The 16,942-nt window shown below is 43.8% G+C and carries 14 protein-coding genes; 1 reads left to right on the top strand and 13 read right to left on the bottom strand.

Annotation, left to right across the window (positions count from 1 at the left end; all coding sequences use genetic code 11):
- Nucleotides 1–221: 221 nt before the first annotated feature.
- The 6 genes from LF822_RS10960 to LF822_RS10935 form a co-directional block, all read right to left on the bottom strand.
- Nucleotides 222–1,472: an aminopeptidase gene (locus LF822_RS10960; protein WP_253924066.1), complete on the bottom strand. Its 1,251-nt coding sequence runs from the start codon at nt 1,470–1,472 to the stop codon at nt 222–224.
- A gap of 113 nt (nt 1,473–1,585) precedes the next feature.
- Nucleotides 1,586–3,484, bottom strand: coding sequence for an ABC-F family ATP-binding cassette domain-containing protein (locus tag LF822_RS10955; RefSeq protein ID WP_253924065.1), 1,899 nt, complete (start codon nt 3,482–3,484; stop codon nt 1,586–1,588).
- 145 nt (nt 3,485–3,629) lie between these two features.
- A complete protein-coding gene (locus LF822_RS10950) occupies nt 3,630–5,090 on the bottom strand; it encodes an alanine/glycine:cation symporter family protein (protein WP_256521838.1) in 1,461 nt (486 codons plus the stop codon).
- Between the two features lie 275 nt (nt 5,091–5,365).
- Complete coding sequence (locus LF822_RS10945; RefSeq protein WP_253924064.1) at nt 5,366–5,878, bottom strand: acyl-CoA thioesterase; 513 nt, start codon at nt 5,876–5,878, stop codon at nt 5,366–5,368.
- A gap of 64 nt (nt 5,879–5,942) precedes the next feature.
- Nucleotides 5,943–7,292, bottom strand: a complete 1,350-nt coding sequence (locus LF822_RS10940) for a sensor histidine kinase (protein ID WP_253924063.1) — start codon at nt 7,290–7,292, stop codon at nt 5,943–5,945.
- Nucleotides 7,289–7,984: a response regulator transcription factor gene (locus LF822_RS10935; protein WP_253924062.1), complete on the bottom strand. Its 696-nt coding sequence runs from the start codon at nt 7,982–7,984 to the stop codon at nt 7,289–7,291. The genes LF822_RS10940 and LF822_RS10935 overlap by 4 nt, the downstream gene beginning before the upstream one ends.
- Before the next feature lie 191 nt (nt 7,985–8,175).
- Between LF822_RS10935 and LF822_RS10930 the strand changes: the two genes are divergently transcribed.
- Nucleotides 8,176–9,324, top strand: coding sequence for a S1C family serine protease (locus LF822_RS10930; RefSeq protein WP_253924061.1), 1,149 nt, complete (start codon nt 8,176–8,178; stop codon nt 9,322–9,324).
- A gap of 186 nt (nt 9,325–9,510) precedes the next feature.
- Here LF822_RS10930 and cls read toward each other — a convergent pair whose 3' ends face one another.
- From cls to LF822_RS10895, 7 genes are all read right to left on the bottom strand, one after another.
- On the bottom strand, nt 9,511–10,953 hold the full coding sequence (gene cls, locus LF822_RS10925) for a cardiolipin synthase (protein WP_253924060.1): 1,443 nt from the start codon (nt 10,951–10,953) through the stop codon (nt 9,511–9,513).
- A gap of 115 nt (nt 10,954–11,068) precedes the next feature.
- A complete protein-coding gene (locus tag LF822_RS10920) occupies nt 11,069–11,605 on the bottom strand; it encodes a transcription repressor NadR (RefSeq protein ID WP_253924059.1) in 537 nt (178 codons plus the stop codon).
- A gap of 50 nt (nt 11,606–11,655) precedes the next feature.
- Complete coding sequence (locus LF822_RS10915) at nt 11,656–13,122, bottom strand: glycoside hydrolase family 32 protein (RefSeq protein WP_253924058.1); 1,467 nt, start codon at nt 13,120–13,122, stop codon at nt 11,656–11,658.
- A 159-nt stretch (nt 13,123–13,281) separates the two neighbouring features.
- On the bottom strand, nt 13,282–13,776 hold the full coding sequence (locus LF822_RS10910) for a PTS sugar transporter subunit IIA (protein ID WP_253924057.1): 495 nt from the start codon (nt 13,774–13,776) through the stop codon (nt 13,282–13,284).
- A 120-nt stretch (nt 13,777–13,896) separates the two neighbouring features.
- Entirely contained in the window at nt 13,897–15,072 is a 1,176-nt protein-coding gene (gene megL / locus LF822_RS10905) for a methionine gamma-lyase (RefSeq protein ID WP_256521835.1), read from the bottom strand.
- Nucleotides 15,073–15,259: 187 nt separating this feature from the next.
- Nucleotides 15,260–16,462, bottom strand: a complete 1,203-nt coding sequence (locus tag LF822_RS10900; protein WP_253924056.1) for an MFS transporter — start codon at nt 16,460–16,462, stop codon at nt 15,260–15,262.
- Nucleotides 16,459–16,887, bottom strand: coding sequence for a MarR family winged helix-turn-helix transcriptional regulator (locus LF822_RS10895; protein WP_253924055.1), 429 nt, complete (start codon nt 16,885–16,887; stop codon nt 16,459–16,461). The genes LF822_RS10900 and LF822_RS10895 overlap by 4 nt, the downstream gene beginning before the upstream one ends.
- Nucleotides 16,888–16,942: the final 55 nt, after the last annotated feature.

Below are 16,942 nucleotides of genomic sequence, written 5' to 3'. Positions count from 1 at the left end.
TAAGGGCGGATTGAGCGACTTATGGGTATTAATTCAGCTTTATGGGCGATTAGTGTTTTTTATGGGCGAAACAGCATAAAGGCGCAAGCGATCTGGCTGAAGTCTAAATCTACCAGATCGCTTGCGCCGGATATCGCTCTATAAAGCAGGTTTCTCAGAATTTTGGATAATTTCCTTGAATACAAAAAAAGCACCGACATTTTCGTCGGCGCTTCCTATTATTAATCGGCAAAGTTTAAAGCCCAGCTTCCCTTGCGCATGACCGGCTCTGTCGTACCATCTTCAAGGACTCCATCAATATCAAGCTCCTCAGACCCCATCATAAAGTCGACGTGACTTAAGCTGTGGTTGACTCCATTTTGATCGAGCTGTTCTTCATTCATATTCGATCCGCCCTCTACGTTGTTTGGATAGGCTTTACCGAGCGCCAGGTGACAGGACGCGTTCTCGTCATAAAGCGTATTATAGAAAATTAATCCAGATTGTGAAATCGGCGATTCATGCGGCACTAATGCAAGCTCCCCTAAGCGTTTAGACCCTTCGTCTGTCTCAAGCAGATGTTTCAACGTTTCCTCGCCTTCCTCTGCTTTATAATCAACGACCTTACCGTTTTCGAACGTAAGTGTAAAGCGGTCAATTACGTTACCGCCGTAATTCAACGGCTTCGTGCTTGCTACATGGCCGTTTACTCCGTACTTATGAGGAGCAGTAAATACTTCTTCTGTCGGCATGTTCGGATTAAAAGCTATTTGTGCTTTTTCTGTTTTAGCAGAGCCGCCTTTCCAGACATGCCCCTTAGGAAGCTCTACTTCAAGCTCTGTTCCTGGTGCTTTGTAGACGAGCTTCTTATATTGTTTGCGATTTAAAAATTCCCGCGCCTGCTGAAGTGTTTGGTTATGCTCTTCCCATGCCGCTACAGGGTCATCCTTATCCACTCTTACTATACTGAAAATCTGCTCCCAGAGCTGCTCAACAGCTTCTTCACCTGAAAGCTCAGGGAAAATCTTCTGCGCCCATGCTGGAATTGGAATACTGACAATTGACCATTGAATACGGTCGTTCATCGTATAATTACGAAAGTTTGTCATCGCTTCTGCACGAGCCTTGTTCGCTGCAGCTACTTTACCTGCATCAATTCCTTTTAACAAGTCTGGATCGGTTGAACGGATGGATAGAACAGCTGCGCCTTCTTCTCCGAAGTAATCGAACATCTGACGCTGCCATTCCGGTACCTCTTTAAGAACTTCTACATCAGCATGCTCATAGCGCATTCGTGTAAGTTCATCGTCTCCCCATACTATGTATACATCTTTAGCTCCCATTTCATAGGCTTTTCCAGCTACTACTCGTGTGAAAGGTGCCCCTTCGACATTGGAATTAATCATCAGCCGTTGATCCTTCTGCAGATTTACGCCTGTCCGTAAAGCAAGCTCAGCATATTTTTCTAACTTTTCCTGACTTGGAAATTTCATGTGAACGATCTCCCCTTTGATTTAATTTAGTGCATGTATCCGCTATCAATTATTCCATAATCGATGCTCAAATACAAAAAGAAACCTGAGCATCAGCGCTCAGGTTTCCTATTCTATTCATTTTCAATGGATTCTATGAGCAAAGATAACTCTTCCCAACGCTCCATTTTTTCTTCCAGCTTCGTTTCGAGTCCTTGTTTCTTCGTCGAAAGCTCCTCCACTTTGCTATAATCAGTCGCTGCTTCCGCCATTTCAGTGTCTACCGCTTCGATTTCAGCTTCAATTTCGCCAATTTCATCTTCTATAGTTTCCCATTCTTGTTTTTCACGATAAGAAAGCTTCCGTTTACGGTTGGAACGTCTCGTCTCTTCCTGTACGGAAGGTGACGGACGGCCGGTATTTTTTTCTGAAATCACGGATTCCTTATGTTGTAAAAAGTCGGAATAATTGCCGTAGTACCTCTTTACTTTTCCTGTTCCATCAAAAGCAAGAAGTTTATCGACTACCCGGTCAAGGAAATACCTGTCGTGCGATACCGTAATTACGACACCAGGAAACTGTTCCAGGTATTCCTCAAGTACACTTAAAGTTTCAGTATCTAAATCGTTTGTCGGTTCGTCTAAAAACAAGACATTCGGCTCTTTCATAAGCACACGCAGTAAATAAAGACGGCGGCGCTCCCCGCCTGACAATCGCCGGATATACGTCCACTGCTTCGATCGTGGAAAAAGAAAACGTTCCAGCATCTGTTCAGCTGTAACTTCTTCTCCCTCAGCGGTATAAATGACTTCAGCAACCTCTTTAATATATTCGATTACTTTTAGCGAGCCATCAATTTCTTCATGATCCTGAGTATAATAACCGATTCTTACCGTAGAGCCTGCAGCTGCCTCTCCACTGTCAGGGGTCACCTGCCCCGCCATGATGTTCAGCAGGGTTGTCTTCCCTGTACCATTAGGACCTATAATGCCAATACGCTCTTTAGGAACAACGAGGTAATTGAATTGATCAATCAGCTTCTGTCCGCCATAGGAATGAGTAATGTCTTTTAATTCAAGCACCTGCTTACCTAAACGTGCGGATCCGATCGCCATATCGACATCCTGCTTATCCGTCGCAAAGCTCTGCTCCTGCATGGCTTCTACTCTCTGTTTTCTTGCCTTCTGCTTTGTTGTTCTTGCTTTAGCTCCACGTTTAAGCCAGGCCAATTCACGACGCAGTGCATTCTGATGTTTTTCTTCAGCCTGACGCTCCCATTCTTCACGCTCAGCTTTCTTTTCCAGAAAGGTTTCATAGTTTCCTTCATACGTATAAAGCGTACCTCGATCAAGCTCATAGATTATATTCGTCACCCGGTTCAGGAAGTAACGATCGTGGGTGACAACCATTAAAGAGCCTTTATACTGGGACAAATATCCCTCAAGCCATTCAATCGTTTCATTATCTAAATGGTTAGTCGGCTCATCCAGCAACAGCAGGTCTGCCGGCTGTATAAGAGCTCTGGCTATCGCAACCCGCTTCTTCTGTCCTCCCGAAAGCTCGCTCGTCTTTTTGTCAAAAGCTTCTACGCCAAGCTTCGTTAAAATGGTCTTCGCCTCAGTATTCGCTTCCCACGCATTATATTCATCCATCTTCTGCTGCATGTCGAGCAGGCGTTCCTGCAGCTTCGTGTTCTCAGGATCTAAGGAAAGCTTCTGCAGCACCTGTTCATAAGTACGAATCGTGACCATAACATTTGATTCACCAAAATATATCTGCTCCAGCACAGTTAATGCAGGATCAAGCTCAGGCTCTTGAGGCAAGTATTCAAGTGAAAAATCCTTTGCATGCTGTTTGCTTCCGGTATCGCCTGTTTCTAAATCCGCCATTATTTTCATTAAGGTGGACTTCCCCGTGCCATTAACTCCGATCAAGCCTATTCGCTGGCCGTTGGATATGGTAAAAGATATATTATCAAATAGAGTTTGGTCTCCATATGATTTACTAACGTTCTCAACTGATAAAATGCTCATCCCGTTCACCCTTCTTATCTCAATCTAACCCTACTTTATCACAATGGCGCTTTCCACCCTAAAACAAAAGCACAGAAGCATATGGAAAAATCATGTCAAAATAAAATAATGCGCTGTAACCATTGTACAGCGCATTACCATTCTCTTATGATTCTTTTTCTGAGGATTGATCGCGCCGCCAGTATTCCATTCCCTCAACTCCAGGAAGGTGATCCTGGTAAAACACGGGATCTTTCCCTTTCTTACGCTGACGTGTATAGTCCTTCAAAGCAGCATAGGCGACTTTAGACAGCATGAAGATTGCAAATAAGTTAATTAATGCCATGATTCCCATAGTTAAATCAGCCAGCGACCAGACAAGTCCAAATTCAGCAATGGCACCAAACATGACCATAGCTAATACAGCAATTCTGTATATTAAAATATTGCCCCGGCTCGTTTTGATAAACTCTATGTTCGTTTCACCGTAATAATAGTTTCCAATAATAGAACTGAACGCAAACAGGAATATTGCAATTGCAATGAATATAGCAGCCCATGCTCCCAATTCTGTTTCAAAGGCTAACTGGGTGATCTGAATCCCTTCTAAATCCGTATTCATGTATTCGTTGGAGAATAAGATAATAACTGCGGTCGCACTACAGATTAATAATGTATCAGTAAAAACTCCCAGCGTTTGAATAAGCCCCTGCTTCACAGGGTGTGTCACTTCTGATGTTGCCGCCGCATTAGGTGCACTCCCCATCCCTGCTTCATTTGAGAACAAGCCGCGCTGGATCCCGATCAGGATCATCCCACCGAACGTACCTCCGGCAAATTCTCTAAAGCCAAATGCACTTTGGAAAATCAGTGCGAACATTTCCGGTACTTGAGCTATGTTATTTAAAAACACGACTAACGCTATAATAATATAAAAAACAGCCATTATTGGAACGACAAACTGCGTAACCTGTGCAATTCGTTTTAACCCGCCGAAGATAACAAGAGCCACGACAGCAGTTAATAAGAGGCCAATGCCCCATTTGCCAATATCAAAGGACTCTTCGAAGGCAAGGCGGATTGTATTGGATTGTACAGAACTAAAAACAAGACCATAAGTGAAAGTAATTGTAATTGCGAAAATGATTCCAAGCTTTCGGTTTTTCAGCCCTTTCTCCATATAGTACGCCGGACCACCACGGTATTGATTTTTTTCGGGGATTTTATACACTTGAGCTAATGTACTTTCGATAAAGCTCGACGCTCCGCCTAATACAGCCACCATCCACATCCAGAAGACTGCACCAGGACCCCCGACCGAAATTGCTGCGGCTACTCCAGCTAAGTTCCCTGTTCCGACACGCGAAGCCGTACTGATGGCAAACGCTTGAAACGGCGACGTCCCTTTCTTTCCTTTTGCAGATACAGCCCTTTTGTCAAACAACACCCGAAACATCTCTGGTATGTAAGTAAACTGGGCGAATTTCAATCGAATACTAAAATATAATCCCAGCCCCAGGAGCACGATCACCAGGATATATTCCCAAATAATCTCATTTAAAAAACTTATGACTGTTTCCACTACAAGCACCTCCAAATATTGAAAAAATTTACAATCAATCTTCATTTCCCTCTTCGTTTCCAATTAAAACGATTTTCTAACACATAAAAAATACTTTACCAATAAAAGCGCATCATGAAAATACTAAAGTGAAAATATCGATCTTTTTACTCCTGAATGGAATATAAAGAAAAAGAAAAAATCCGGGGAAGCTGATAGTCAGCTTCCCCGGGGTTCTCCAATTGCTGTTCCCTATAATATCTACATACCCGCCCTCGTGGGCACGCAGCTTTTCTTTTGGACAGCTGCAGCAGCCACTGGGTGCTTAGCTTCAGCGCTGCTTATTTCCACGGCAGGTTGGTTCCGAACATTTCGGCTAGTTCTTTGGATTCTTTTCTTCTGGCTTTTCGGTGATCGTGGCGTTTTGGGGCTCCGTTATGCAGCCACTTTTCTTCGTCTGACTCAGGGTAAACCCCGGGCACAGTAACAGGCTGATTGTTTTCATCCACGGCGACCATAGATAAAAACGCAGTCGTACATAATTTTCTTTCCCCTGTGAGAAGATTTTCTGTCACGGCTTTAACGAAGACTTCCATGGATGTGTTATGGGTCCAGGTGACAAAGGCTTCGAGACAGATGGTATCTCCTTCAAACACAGGATGGAGAAAATCGACCGAATCTGTGGAAGCCGTGACGACGGGTCTGCGGCAATGACGTACGGAAGCGATCGCTGCTACGTCATCTATATAAGCCATAAGCTTTCCTCCAAACAACGTCCCATGGCTGTTTGTATCAGGCGGAAGTACGTGTGAATTTTTTACTGCTAATGAATCAATACAAGGTTTGGCGTCCATTTGTATTCCTCTCTTTCCTCTCTTTCCTCTCTTTCCTCTGAATCGTTCCCTGACTATTATACCATTATTGTCGATCTTCCATTCTTTGGTTCAACTGGATTTCAAATTTAGCACCTGCCCCACTATTATTTTCAGCACTGATTGTTCCACCGCTCCGTTCAATAATGGCGCGTGAGATCGCCAGTCCTAATCCGGTTTCTCCTTCTTTTCCTTTAATGAATCTTTGGAAGAGCTGGGGCAGCAGCTCTTCCGGAATCCCGTTCCCATCATCAATAACCTGTACGGATATGCGGTCACCCGTAATCTGGGAGAGGATTTCCACTTTACCGTGCGCATGCCGCACAGCATTTCCAATAATATTGATGAAGGCTTGAAGCACACGTTCCCGGTCCACATAACTGTAAAATGCATCCTCCCCGCTATAGTACAGCTCCACCCCTTTTTCATTCGCTAATGGAAAAAGACGATCCTTAGCCTGAGCGACAACATCAGCTACATTCACCTGTTCCGGATGATAAACGTCTTCACTGCTGTCCAATTTAGCCAGCAGGATCATCTCGTTTACAATTTTTTTTAATCGTTCGGTTTCACTAACCATAACATCAAGACCACGTTCAGCTTCGTCCCCTTTAAAAATACCGTCACGAATGCCCTCTGCATAACCCTGGATAGACATGAGCGGCGTTTTTAATTCGTGAGATGCATTTTGGAAAAACTGTTTCTGTGAGTTAATGTACCGCTCCAGTTCTTCCGACATGTGCCGTACGCTGCGTTCCACTTCTTTAATTTCTCCGCTTGCCTTTACGGGCTCTACTTGATCAAATTTACGCTTTTCTATCTTTTTCACTTCTTTTTGCAAGTGGCTTAATGGTGTTACTAACCGATTAGTCATAAAATAACTGACAGCAAGAGCAAGAAGAAGCCCGATGATAATAATTCGAATCATGCGCTGAGCGAATGCGTTTTGTACGATCTGCAAGTCATCTAACGGGGTTACCATAACGAGGATGCGCTGGGCACTGTCTGGAGCGACGCCAATGTTATAAGCTACATAGCTTTCTCCACTCTGATCTTCCCACACCTCTTCATCGACTAGTTCTTCATCATAACGGTCCAGCCAGTCCACAGCTGTATTTGCCGGCAGAGTACTAAATAACACCTCGTCTTGATTTAGATCAAACAGGAGCAGAGGATAATTCTGGTCCTGTACGAGCTGTGTCAGCTGCGGCAGACGTACTGAGGCGTCCTGTTCTTCTGTAATTTGTTTAAGCAGCTCTGCACGTTCTTCAAGCTGCGAGCGCTCATCTTGAATAAGCATGTCCATGATTAAGGAATAGACAAAAAATACAGTAATAGTCATAACAATAAGAATAACAACAGCAAATGCTGCATTTAACTGATACTGCAGCTTCATGAAGAATCACGGCTGCTGCGGAGGCGGTATCCGTGCCCCCACACCGTCTCTAACGGTAAGTCTTTCATCTTCTTGCGGATTCTTTTGACAAGGTCGTCTACTGCACGGTCGCTGCCAAAGTAATCATCGCCCCACACTTTAATAAGCAATTCTTCCCGGCTGTATGCACGGTTCTCCTGCTCAGCGAGGATTTTTAATAAATCATATTCCTTCGTCGTCACCTCTACTTCTTTTCCATGGAAATAAGCACTGCGCTCTGTTTCGTTTAAAGAGAGGAGCCCTGCTTTAATAATAGCAGTATCTTCTTCTTTTTCTTCAGGCTTCATGACGGTCCACCGCTTCAGCTGGCGCTTGACCCGGGCAACCAGTTCTCTAGGGCTGAACGGCTTGGTCAAGTAGTCGTCGCCTCCTAATTCGAGTCCCAGTATTTTATCAACTTCCTCATCTTTGGCTGATATAATGATAATCGGCACCTCTGAAGTCTGACGGATTCTTTTACAAAATTCGTACCCATCTATTCCAGGCAGCATAATATCCAGCACCCACAAATCGGGCGGCGACTGCTGAAAAAACTCCCATGCTTTTTCTGCGGTATCTAAAGCTTCTACGCGATACCCTTCCTTATCTAAGTAAGCAGAAACAATGTCGCGAATGTTCGGATCATCCTCTACTACTCCTATGGTACGTTTCATACGATTCCTCCTTACTACTAGGATTCTATAACCATTTTCGCATATTTTACAACAAACGAGGTGCATTACATACTTTTTCCACAATTCCTCCGAAGTCATGCCATATCTCCTGCCTAAAATAAGAATTGTACAGAGGAACCCATTGATTCATGCCAATGATCAGCAGTTGAGAAAGGGGTCATTGATCACTCATGATAAATGAAGAAGAAAAATCAGTTAGAAGACGTCGTAAACGGTCAGGTTTCGCTTATGGTGTTTTAGGTGCTATTGTGGCTGCGTTTTTAATAACGGCCGTGTTTCAGTGGAAAGGAATTACCATTAACGTGGAAACGAATGAACCCTCTGCACAAGCTGATGAATTAAACCTTGGTGAAGACCAAAGTGAAGTGACGCAAGCCATTAATAAAGCCTCTGAAGCTGTTGTTGGAGTCAGCAACAGTCAAGAAGGAATACAAGGAAGCCAAGAAGCCGGCACTGGATCCGGGGTCATCTACAAAGAAGATGACGGTCAAGCTTTTGTTGCAACAAACCATCACGTAGTTGAAAATGCCTCCTCCCTTGAAGTTGTATTACACGATGGTACAAAAGTGGAAGCCGAGCTTAAAGGAAGCGACCCACTGACAGATCTAGCCGTTTTACAGATAGATGGCGATCATGTGGACGAGGTTGCTGAGCTAGGATCAGCCGAAAATGTAGAGGTTGGTCAAACAGCCATAGCAATAGGTAACCCGCTCGGCATGGAATTCGCCGGATCAGCCACGCAGGGAATTATAAGCGGTGTAAGTCGTAACATACCAGTGGACATTAACGGGGACCAGCAGCCAGACTGGGAAACCGAAGTGCTCCAAACAGACGCTGCAATTAATCCCGGCAATAGTGGGGGTGCGCTGATCAATCTTCAGGGTGAAGTTATAGGCATCAATTCTATGAAAATAGCCCAAGCTGAAGTGGAAGGCATCGGTTTCTCCATACCTATGGATATAGCCAAACCCATCATCGATGACCTCGAGACGACTGGAGAAGTAGAACGCCCTTACATGGGTATTGAACTACAGGACGTTAGCCAGCTTCCGAGTTCCGTTCTGGAAGGGGAATTGAACTTACCTGAAGACGTACAGCAGGGTGTACTTGTCGGAGGGGTGGAAGAAGGCTCTCCAGCAGCAGAAGCCGGTCTTGAGAAATACGATGTCATTACACAAATTGACGAAGAAGAAGTTGACTCACTTATGAGCCTTCGCCAGTACCTCTACAGCGATGTAGAGCCTGGAGATACCATTAATGTCACCGTTTACCGAAACGGTGAACAAACGGAAGCTTCGCTCAAGCTTTCCTCCCAATAGTTTTTTAATATAACCTCTCTTTTATCTAGTGTCCTAAAAGCCACAGCTTTTAAGGACACTTTTTTTCTTTTTTCTCTGTGTACCGGGTACAGAAGATAAATTGTGCGGTACCCGGTACCAAACCTTATTTTTCTTTTTTCTCTCTGTACCTGGTACCAATAAAAAACCACCTCTTTTTGAGATGGTTTACAAGATTGGTGACAATAGTCGGGCGACTGCTTCTTTAAATCGAATCCACAGCGACCTTTTTTTATATAGTTTATACGTCAGTTCAGTTGAATCTATAATATCTTCATGAAAACGATCGGCTAACTCGTGAGCAATGTCAGGGTGATACAAAAAGGCGTTCACTTCGAAGTTCAGCCGGAAGCTTCGCACATCAATGTTAGCCGTACCTACTGAGGCAATATTGCCATCTACTACTATCGACTTCGCATGGAGAAACCCTTTTTGATACACGTACACGGTGGCCCCCGCATTCAGCATATCTCCTACATTAGAGAACGTCGCCCAATACACAAAAGGGTGATCCGGCATTTTAGGAATCATTATACGGACATCCACCCCGGATAAAACAGCTATCCGCAGAGCATCCAGCAAACTATCATCAGGAATAAAATATGGCGTTTGGATATAAATATACTTCTTGGCAGATAGAATCATTTTAATATAACCGTGCTTGATCTGTTCCCAATCCGAGTCCGGCCCGCTTGAGACAATCTGCATCGCCACGTCACCTTCAGCTTCAGCATGATAATACCGTTCATTATAATGAATATCCTGCCGTGAAGCATGATTCCAATCGAGGATGAAGCGGGTCTGCATGTTATGGACGGCTCCGCCCTTCACTCTTAAATGAGTATCCCGCCAATAGCCAAACCTTTTATTAAAACCTAAATATTCATCCCCTATATTAAAGCCGCCAATATAGCCGACCTTTCCATCAATAATGGCAAGCTTTCGGTGGTTCCGGTAGTTAATTTTCATATTAAGTTTCGGGATAAGTGGAGGGAAAAAGGATTCCACCATCCCGCCTGCCGCTTCAATTCTTTTAATGAATTTCCGGCTTAATGTACGTGATCCCATATCATCATAGAGAAGCTTCACTTCCACATTTTCTTTCGCCTTGCGTATTAAAACCTCAGCAAGTCTCTCCCCCAGCTGATCATCCCGTACGATGTAATAAAGCAGATGAACATGATCCGTTGCGCCTTCGATGTCTTCTAATAAGGCGTGAAATTTTTTCTGTCCATCTGTGAATACTTCAACTTCGTTATCCTGCGTAAGAAGAGCATCATTATTCTTTAAATGCATGAAAATGAGGTCTTCGTATTGCACTATGTCTTCATGCTGCACCTTCAAGCTATGATCTTTAATGGCGCGAAGCTGCTCCTGCACTGCGGTAAGCAGTCCCAGCCGGCTTTTTTTGTCCCAAGTAAATATCTCTTTATTGCTCAGTCTTCGTCCAAAAATTAAATAAAGAAAGAACCCGGCAACAGGTATGAATAATAGCACCATCAACCAGGCCCACGTAGAGCTAGCATCCCGACGTTCAAGGAAAATGATAGCGAGTGCCAAAAGCACGTTCAATACAATGATCGTACTAAATATATATGGTAGAATATTCAACTCGAAACCACCTTCCTTTTCTTAACAGCTGTCATTTCTCATCATAGCATACCCGCAAAAACAGGAAAAAGCGAAATTCTATGAAAAAGAGAAGGCCTATAAGACCTTCTCTCAATTAAGGCTCTACTAAGATTCCTTTTCTGGCAAGTGCTATCTTTGCTTCCTCTAAAGCATCCCGCTGGTGGGCTGCTATCGTATGTGTGTGCAGCCCCCCTGTTAACTGAGCCAGATACTGTGCTCCAGTTTGATCAAGCTGCTCAATCAGTCTAGCTACATCCCTGCGGTTCGATATTCCAAGACTTGCTGTTAAATCCCCATAGACCGGGTGTTCCACAATAACATCAATCACATGTACACCGTGATCCACTAAAATAGTAAGCTCTTCCTCTGTCTGGTCCGGACGATGCTGACATACAATGATTTCACGATAAGCGAATTGGTTATTCGCATGGCTCATATAGACATAGCCCTGACTTGTAGCAACTATCGGTTCACCACCTGCTTTAAGGAGTGAAATATCCCCTACAATTACCTGCCGCGTTACGTTCATCGTGTTTGCCAAGGAATGGCCTTTGATTGGCTCTTTGCTTTGTTTTAAATAAGATAAAATGTTTTCTCTCCGCTCCTCGGCTTTGAGCTTTGAATAATGCATGCTCTTTTACCCCTTCGTCAGTGTTGATTACCCTATCGTACCATACTTCATTAAAGCTGAGTACGGTAACCGCTCAGCTTCCACTTTTCTATAGAAAATGTAGAGTTACCTAATGACGTAAACAAGATATCCTCATCTTCCGGCTGAGGAAATATCCTGCTCGTGAATACTTCTTTACCGCCATTTACGAAAATCTCCAGAGATGAATGGTCAATAAAGATACGCAGCTCTTTTAATTCTTCCTTCAGTACAGTCTGGCGGAATTCTGTTTTACTCTTATCCTCCAGCTGGGGGCGGGATAAGGTGAGAATGCCATCACGCCTTTTGTAGCTGAACGATGCATAATGAAAAATTTCTAATGCCAGCTGATCCTCAACTTCTTCTATTTCAATCCGCAGCTCAACAGGTTTACCTCCTACACCGCGGACCGCTTTTTGGTCATTGGAAATCGTAATTTCGGAATGCAGAAGGACAGCTTCTCTCATCTCTTCAAGCTCAGATACAGGCTGTTGGATCAGCTGCCCTTCCGTCCACTCTAACACGCGTGGAATTGTAAGCGCGTGGATCCATTGATTTACCACTGTAGGATGGGAAGGCTCATTTTGATCGGGCACGCCCATCCATCCGTACAGGATACGGCGGTCCTTATTATCAAGGAAAGTCTGCGGCGCATAGAATTCAAACCCCCGGTCTAGTTCACAAAATGTTCCATGTTCAAAGCTCGCCTCTTCTTCTCTCAGCTGACCGGCAAAATAGCCGCTTTGGTAGGTGTTATTGTACTTCATACCATCCTGCTGCAGTCCCTGGGGGGACACTATCAAAATATCCTGCTCCTCCAGCCTGAAGAAATCTGGACACTCCCACATGAAGCCGAAATCACCGAGACGATTTTCATTCGATCCGGCAATAGGTCCTAGCAGTTCCCAATCCAGAAGATCTGTTGAGCGATACAGGAGCACCTTTCCCTGTTCATCATTATTCTGCGCTCCTACAGCCAAATACCAGCGCCCTTCCCCTTTCCATACTTTAGGATCACGGAAATTACTCGTATATCCTTCCGGCACATGGATAATTGGCCCTTCCTTTTCAAAGTAGAGCCCGTCTGAAGAGGTGGCAAGACACTGGTACTCCTCCTGCTCCCCTTTTTCGTTGAAGACGTTACCTGTGTAAAAAAGGTAAAGCTGCTCATTATGAACAATCGCACTTCCTGAGTAACAACCATCCTTGTCATACCACTCAGATGGGGTGAGAGCGATGCGTTCATGCCTCCAATTCACCAGGTCCTTACTTATGTAATGACCCCAGAACTTCTCACCATGGCCCGGTTTAAACGGCATCCACTGGTAAAATACATGATACTCCCCATTCCAGTGCACCAGGCCATTCGGGTCATTGAGTAAACCGACCGGGGGCATATGGTGAAACGAAAGCCTGTAAGGATCTGACTGGACTTTCTCCTCGTGTTTCTTTATTTCTGCCGCTGCAGCAGCTCTTAATTGCTCATCTTTTGTATTCACTTCTTTCCCCTCCTTAGCTGTTTCATAGGCTGTATTAAAGAGTAAATTTACACGGAATGACACTAAAGCGTTTTCCAATAAATTCTTTCCATTCAATTTCGCAGCACCCTTATAAAAGAACCTAACGCTGTGGTAACGTTAGGTTCCCGGCCGCATTTATTATTTTGTCTGCAGAGTAATGACAGTTGTTTCTCCAGCGTCAGCCGTATCACTATACGCCGGCTCGAATTGTTCAACCACGTCATCATAGTTTGTAATGACGATTGGGGTAATCGTGCTTTTCGCTTTTTCATTAACTAAGTCAGTATCAAATGTAATAAGGGCATCTCCGGCTTTGACTTTATCTCCTGTCATGACGTGACCTTCAAACCCTTCCCCTTCCATAGCTACGGTTTCCAGTCCGATATGAACGAGCACTTCAATCCCTGACTTCGTTTTTATTCCTACAGCATGGTTAGTTGGGAAAAGCTGAACCACTTCTCCATCAACCGGGCTGACCACTTTACCATTCGAAGGCTCAATAGCAACACCATCCCCCATCATACGCTGGCTGAAGACAGGATCCGGTACTTCATCAAGTGAAACTACTTTTCCGCTTAATGGGGCTACGATATTTTCTTCAACACTTTTTTTACCAAATAATTTCTTTAACATGTGTATCCTCTTCCTTTCGGTGGAATGAATGTGTTAATAATCTGCTGATATCTTTTTAGTTCCCTTATTCAATATCAGTAAACCTTATCATATGTAGGGCTGGACATCTCATCCAGCGTATTAAAGTCGATCCAGCGACTGTTCTAAATCATTCCAAATATCTTTCCATGATTCCAGCCCAACTGATAAACGCACCATCCTGTCATCCACTCCCATTGCCTCTCTATCTCCAGGTGGAATAGCAGAGTGAGTCATGGCAGCAGGGTGCTGAATCAGCGTTTCAGCGTCTCCAAGACTAACAGCAATCTTTACTAAGTTCAACTGATTCATCATCTTCATGGCGTCTGATTTAGACCCTCTTATTCTAAAAGAAATGACCCCGCCTCCCTTTTTCATTTGGTTACAGGCAACCTTGTAATCAGGATGCGCGGGGTCAGTAGGATAGAATACTTCAGAGACATTTTCATGCTGCTTTAAACAGCGAACCAGCTGCTCAGCATTGGAACAATGACGGTCCATTCGAACATGAAGCGTTTTTAATCCTCTATTCAACAGCCAGGCGTCAAAAGGGTTCATAATGCCGCCCATATCTTTTCGAACAGTGTAAGCCAGTTCTTCTATGAAGTTTTTATTTCCCACCACAATACCGCCGATCATATCCCCGTGTCCATTTAAATATTTTGTGGCACTATGAAGGACGATATCACAGCCAAGGGTGAGCGGCTGCTGCAAATATGGTGAAGAAAACGTGTTATCCACCACTACGGGAATGCCATGCCGGCGGGCAGCTTCTGACACCATTTTAAGATCAATGACTCTCATCGTAGGATTAATAGGAGTTTCAATAAAGATACACGATGTATTGGGTTTGATTTGATTTAGAATTTCAGCTTCATTCCGCATATTAGAAAAATGATGAGTAATATTATACTTTTTTTGCAGTAAACTTAACAAACCATACGTACAGCCGTAAAGGCCATTTGAACAAAGGATATGATCTCCAGCTTTGGTCAGGGCTGTAATTATTGCAGAAGCCGCTGCCATCCCCGAGGCAAAAGCTAAAGCCCTCTCTCCACCTTCCGCTGCTGCTGTCTTTTCTTCCAGCGCCTGAACCGTCGGATTGCCTAATCTTGAATAAATATATCCCTGTTCTTCTCCCGCAAATCGCCTTTCTCCCTCCTCAGCCGTTGGAAAAGCGAAAGTAGACGTTTGAAAAATAGGCAGGGACAGGCTTCTATGAGAAGTTACACACATATCTTTTCCATGAATATACAATGTCTCTTTATGTTCCCTCATATTAAAATTCCTCCCTTCTTTACAACCTATGCAGCTTGTCCTGGTTGTAACCGTTAAAAAACTTATGAGAAGGGATGTGTTTCCTCAAAACATCCTTCATTTACAGAGCAGTCCTGACTTAATGAAAGCCCGCCATCCTCCTATCACTCAGAAAAGCAAAGTATTAGAAAAAAGAGTACTCTCCCTTTTAAGAAGAGTACTCCATTTTAGACTGAACACTGGATTTCATTTTTCGGCCATGCAGCCAAATGTATAAAAAGACTGCTGCAAACACAAAGAAAGAGCTTTGGAAGTAAAGAGATGATAATCCTATACCTGAGGCCGCAGCCCCTACCACGTAGGAACCAAACCCTACTCCAGTATCAAAAATAGTGAAAAATGTAGCCGTAGCAGAGCCGGCCCGTTCCGGTACTTTTTGGAGTGCAATGGTCTGCATGCTCGGCACCATCGTACCCCATCCGAGTCCGATCAATCCTCCTGCAATCAGCAGCATGACTGAATTATCAGCCAGACTTAAAACAATCAGCCCGACCCCGAAGGTGATAATGGACGGAATCACAATTACGTTCTCTCCGTAACGGTCAAACCACCGGCCGGTAAAGGGCCTTGAAATTAATAAAACAACAGCATATACAACAAAAAAGTAACTTGAAGCTTCTTCAAGCCCTAAACCTTTGGCATATACGGAAACAAACGAGAGTACTCCGGCATAAGCTAAAGCTACAATAGCTCCAGTAATGGCGATTGGGATGACTGACTTTTCAAACAGCCCGTCCAATTTAGGGATTACGCTTTCTCTCTCACCTTGAGATAAACGCTGAGCCTTTGGAGCTTTAATTGTAACACCTGTAAGAAAAGCAATGACAGCTGCTGTGATACAGCTGATAAACATGACAGGGTAACTGAATGATTGAATAAGAGTTAAACCAAGAAATGGACCAACGACCATGGCAAAATTCATTGACATAGCAAAGTACCCCATCCCTTCTCCTTTCCGTTGCCGAGGAACAACGTCTGCAGCCAGGGCACCCAGCACAGTAGATGCCATACCAAATCCAATCCCATGAAGAAAACGGATCAATAAGATCATAACAAGCGAATCTGTCGTTACATAAAGCAGCGAGCTGATCCCAAAAATAGAAAGGGCTATTATTAGAATCGGCATCCGGCCAATGGTTTCGACCCAGTGTCCTGTCAAGGGGCGTATTAAAATGGCAGCTAGTAGAAAGATCGTAATAACAAGCCCGGCTGCTCCTTCACCCGCTTGTATATCCTCCATGACATATACGGGCATTGTGACAAACAATAAGTAAAATACAAGAAATACAAAAAAGTTACTAATCCAAACGTTAATAAAACTCCACGTCCACAATTTAGCGCGGGAAGTCATTGATCTCCCCCCTTTATGTTATGAATGACAGAAGACAATGTCTGAATATGAGCGTCTAATTCATTTTTACGCTGCTCGCCAAGTTGGTTAAGAAGAATGGCTTCAGCCTTTTGGATAGAGGACTGCCACCTCGGATAATTCGACTCGCCTGCAGCTGTAAGCTTAATATTATTGGTCCGTTTATCAGCACTTGTGAATTTCTCTACATAACCCAGCTCCTCCAACCGCGTTATAGTACGGGATAAGGGCGGAGCTTCTATGTTTAATTTATCCTTTAATTGTTTTTGAGTTAATTGTCCATTTTCATGAAGCTGAAAAATAACAGCCCAATGAGACATATAAATATCCTCATCTTTAAGAGCTTCATTCAGATAATAATTCACTTCACGTGACAGCTGTAAAATATGGTGAAACACTAATGACACTTTGATCCCTCCGATTCGTTACCTGGGTAACGGTTATACCAAAAAGAAAGCTTGC

The sequence above is a fragment of the Halobacillus sp. A5 genome, assembly GCF_024189315.1.
Classification (GTDB): domain Bacteria; phylum Bacillota; class Bacilli; order Bacillales; family Halobacillaceae; genus Halobacillus_A.
Note: the sequence above shows the minus strand (reverse complement) of the source record. Positions and strands in the feature narration are given on the sequence as shown.

Bases quoted from the DNA above. Each gene is read 5' to 3' on its own strand.
- LF822_RS10960 (WP_253924066.1), bottom strand. From the start codon at position 1,472: ATGAAATTTCCAAGTCAGGAAAAGTTAGAAAAATATGCTGAGCTTGCT.
- LF822_RS10955 (WP_253924065.1), bottom strand. From the start codon at position 3,484: ATGAGCATTTTATCAGTTGAGAACGTTAGTAAATCATATGGAGACCAA.
- LF822_RS10950 (WP_256521838.1), bottom strand. From the start codon at position 5,090: ATGAAGATTGATTGTAAATTTTTTCAATATTTGGAGGTGCTTGTAGTG.
- LF822_RS10945 (WP_253924064.1), bottom strand. From the start codon at position 5,878: ATGGACGCCAAACCTTGTATTGATTCATTAGCAGTAAAAAATTCACAC.
- LF822_RS10940 (WP_253924063.1), bottom strand. From the start codon at position 7,292: ATGAAGCTGCAGTATCAGTTAAATGCAGCATTTGCTGTTGTTATTCTT.
- LF822_RS10935 (WP_253924062.1), bottom strand. From the start codon at position 7,984: ATGAAACGTACCATAGGAGTAGTAGAGGATGATCCGAACATTCGCGAC.
- LF822_RS10930 (WP_253924061.1), top strand. From the start codon at position 8,176: ATGATAAATGAAGAAGAAAAATCAGTTAGAAGACGTCGTAAACGGTCA.
- LF822_RS10920 (WP_253924059.1), bottom strand. From the start codon at position 11,605: ATGCATTATTCAAAGCTCAAAGCCGAGGAGCGGAGAGAAAACATTTTA.
- LF822_RS10910 (WP_253924057.1), bottom strand. From the start codon at position 13,776: ATGTTAAAGAAATTATTTGGTAAAAAAAGTGTTGAAGAAAATATCGTA.
- megL (WP_256521835.1), bottom strand. From the start codon at position 15,072: ATGAGGGAACATAAAGAGACATTGTATATTCATGGAAAAGATATGTGT.
- LF822_RS10900 (WP_253924056.1), bottom strand. From the start codon at position 16,462: ATGACTTCCCGCGCTAAATTGTGGACGTGGAGTTTTATTAACGTTTGG.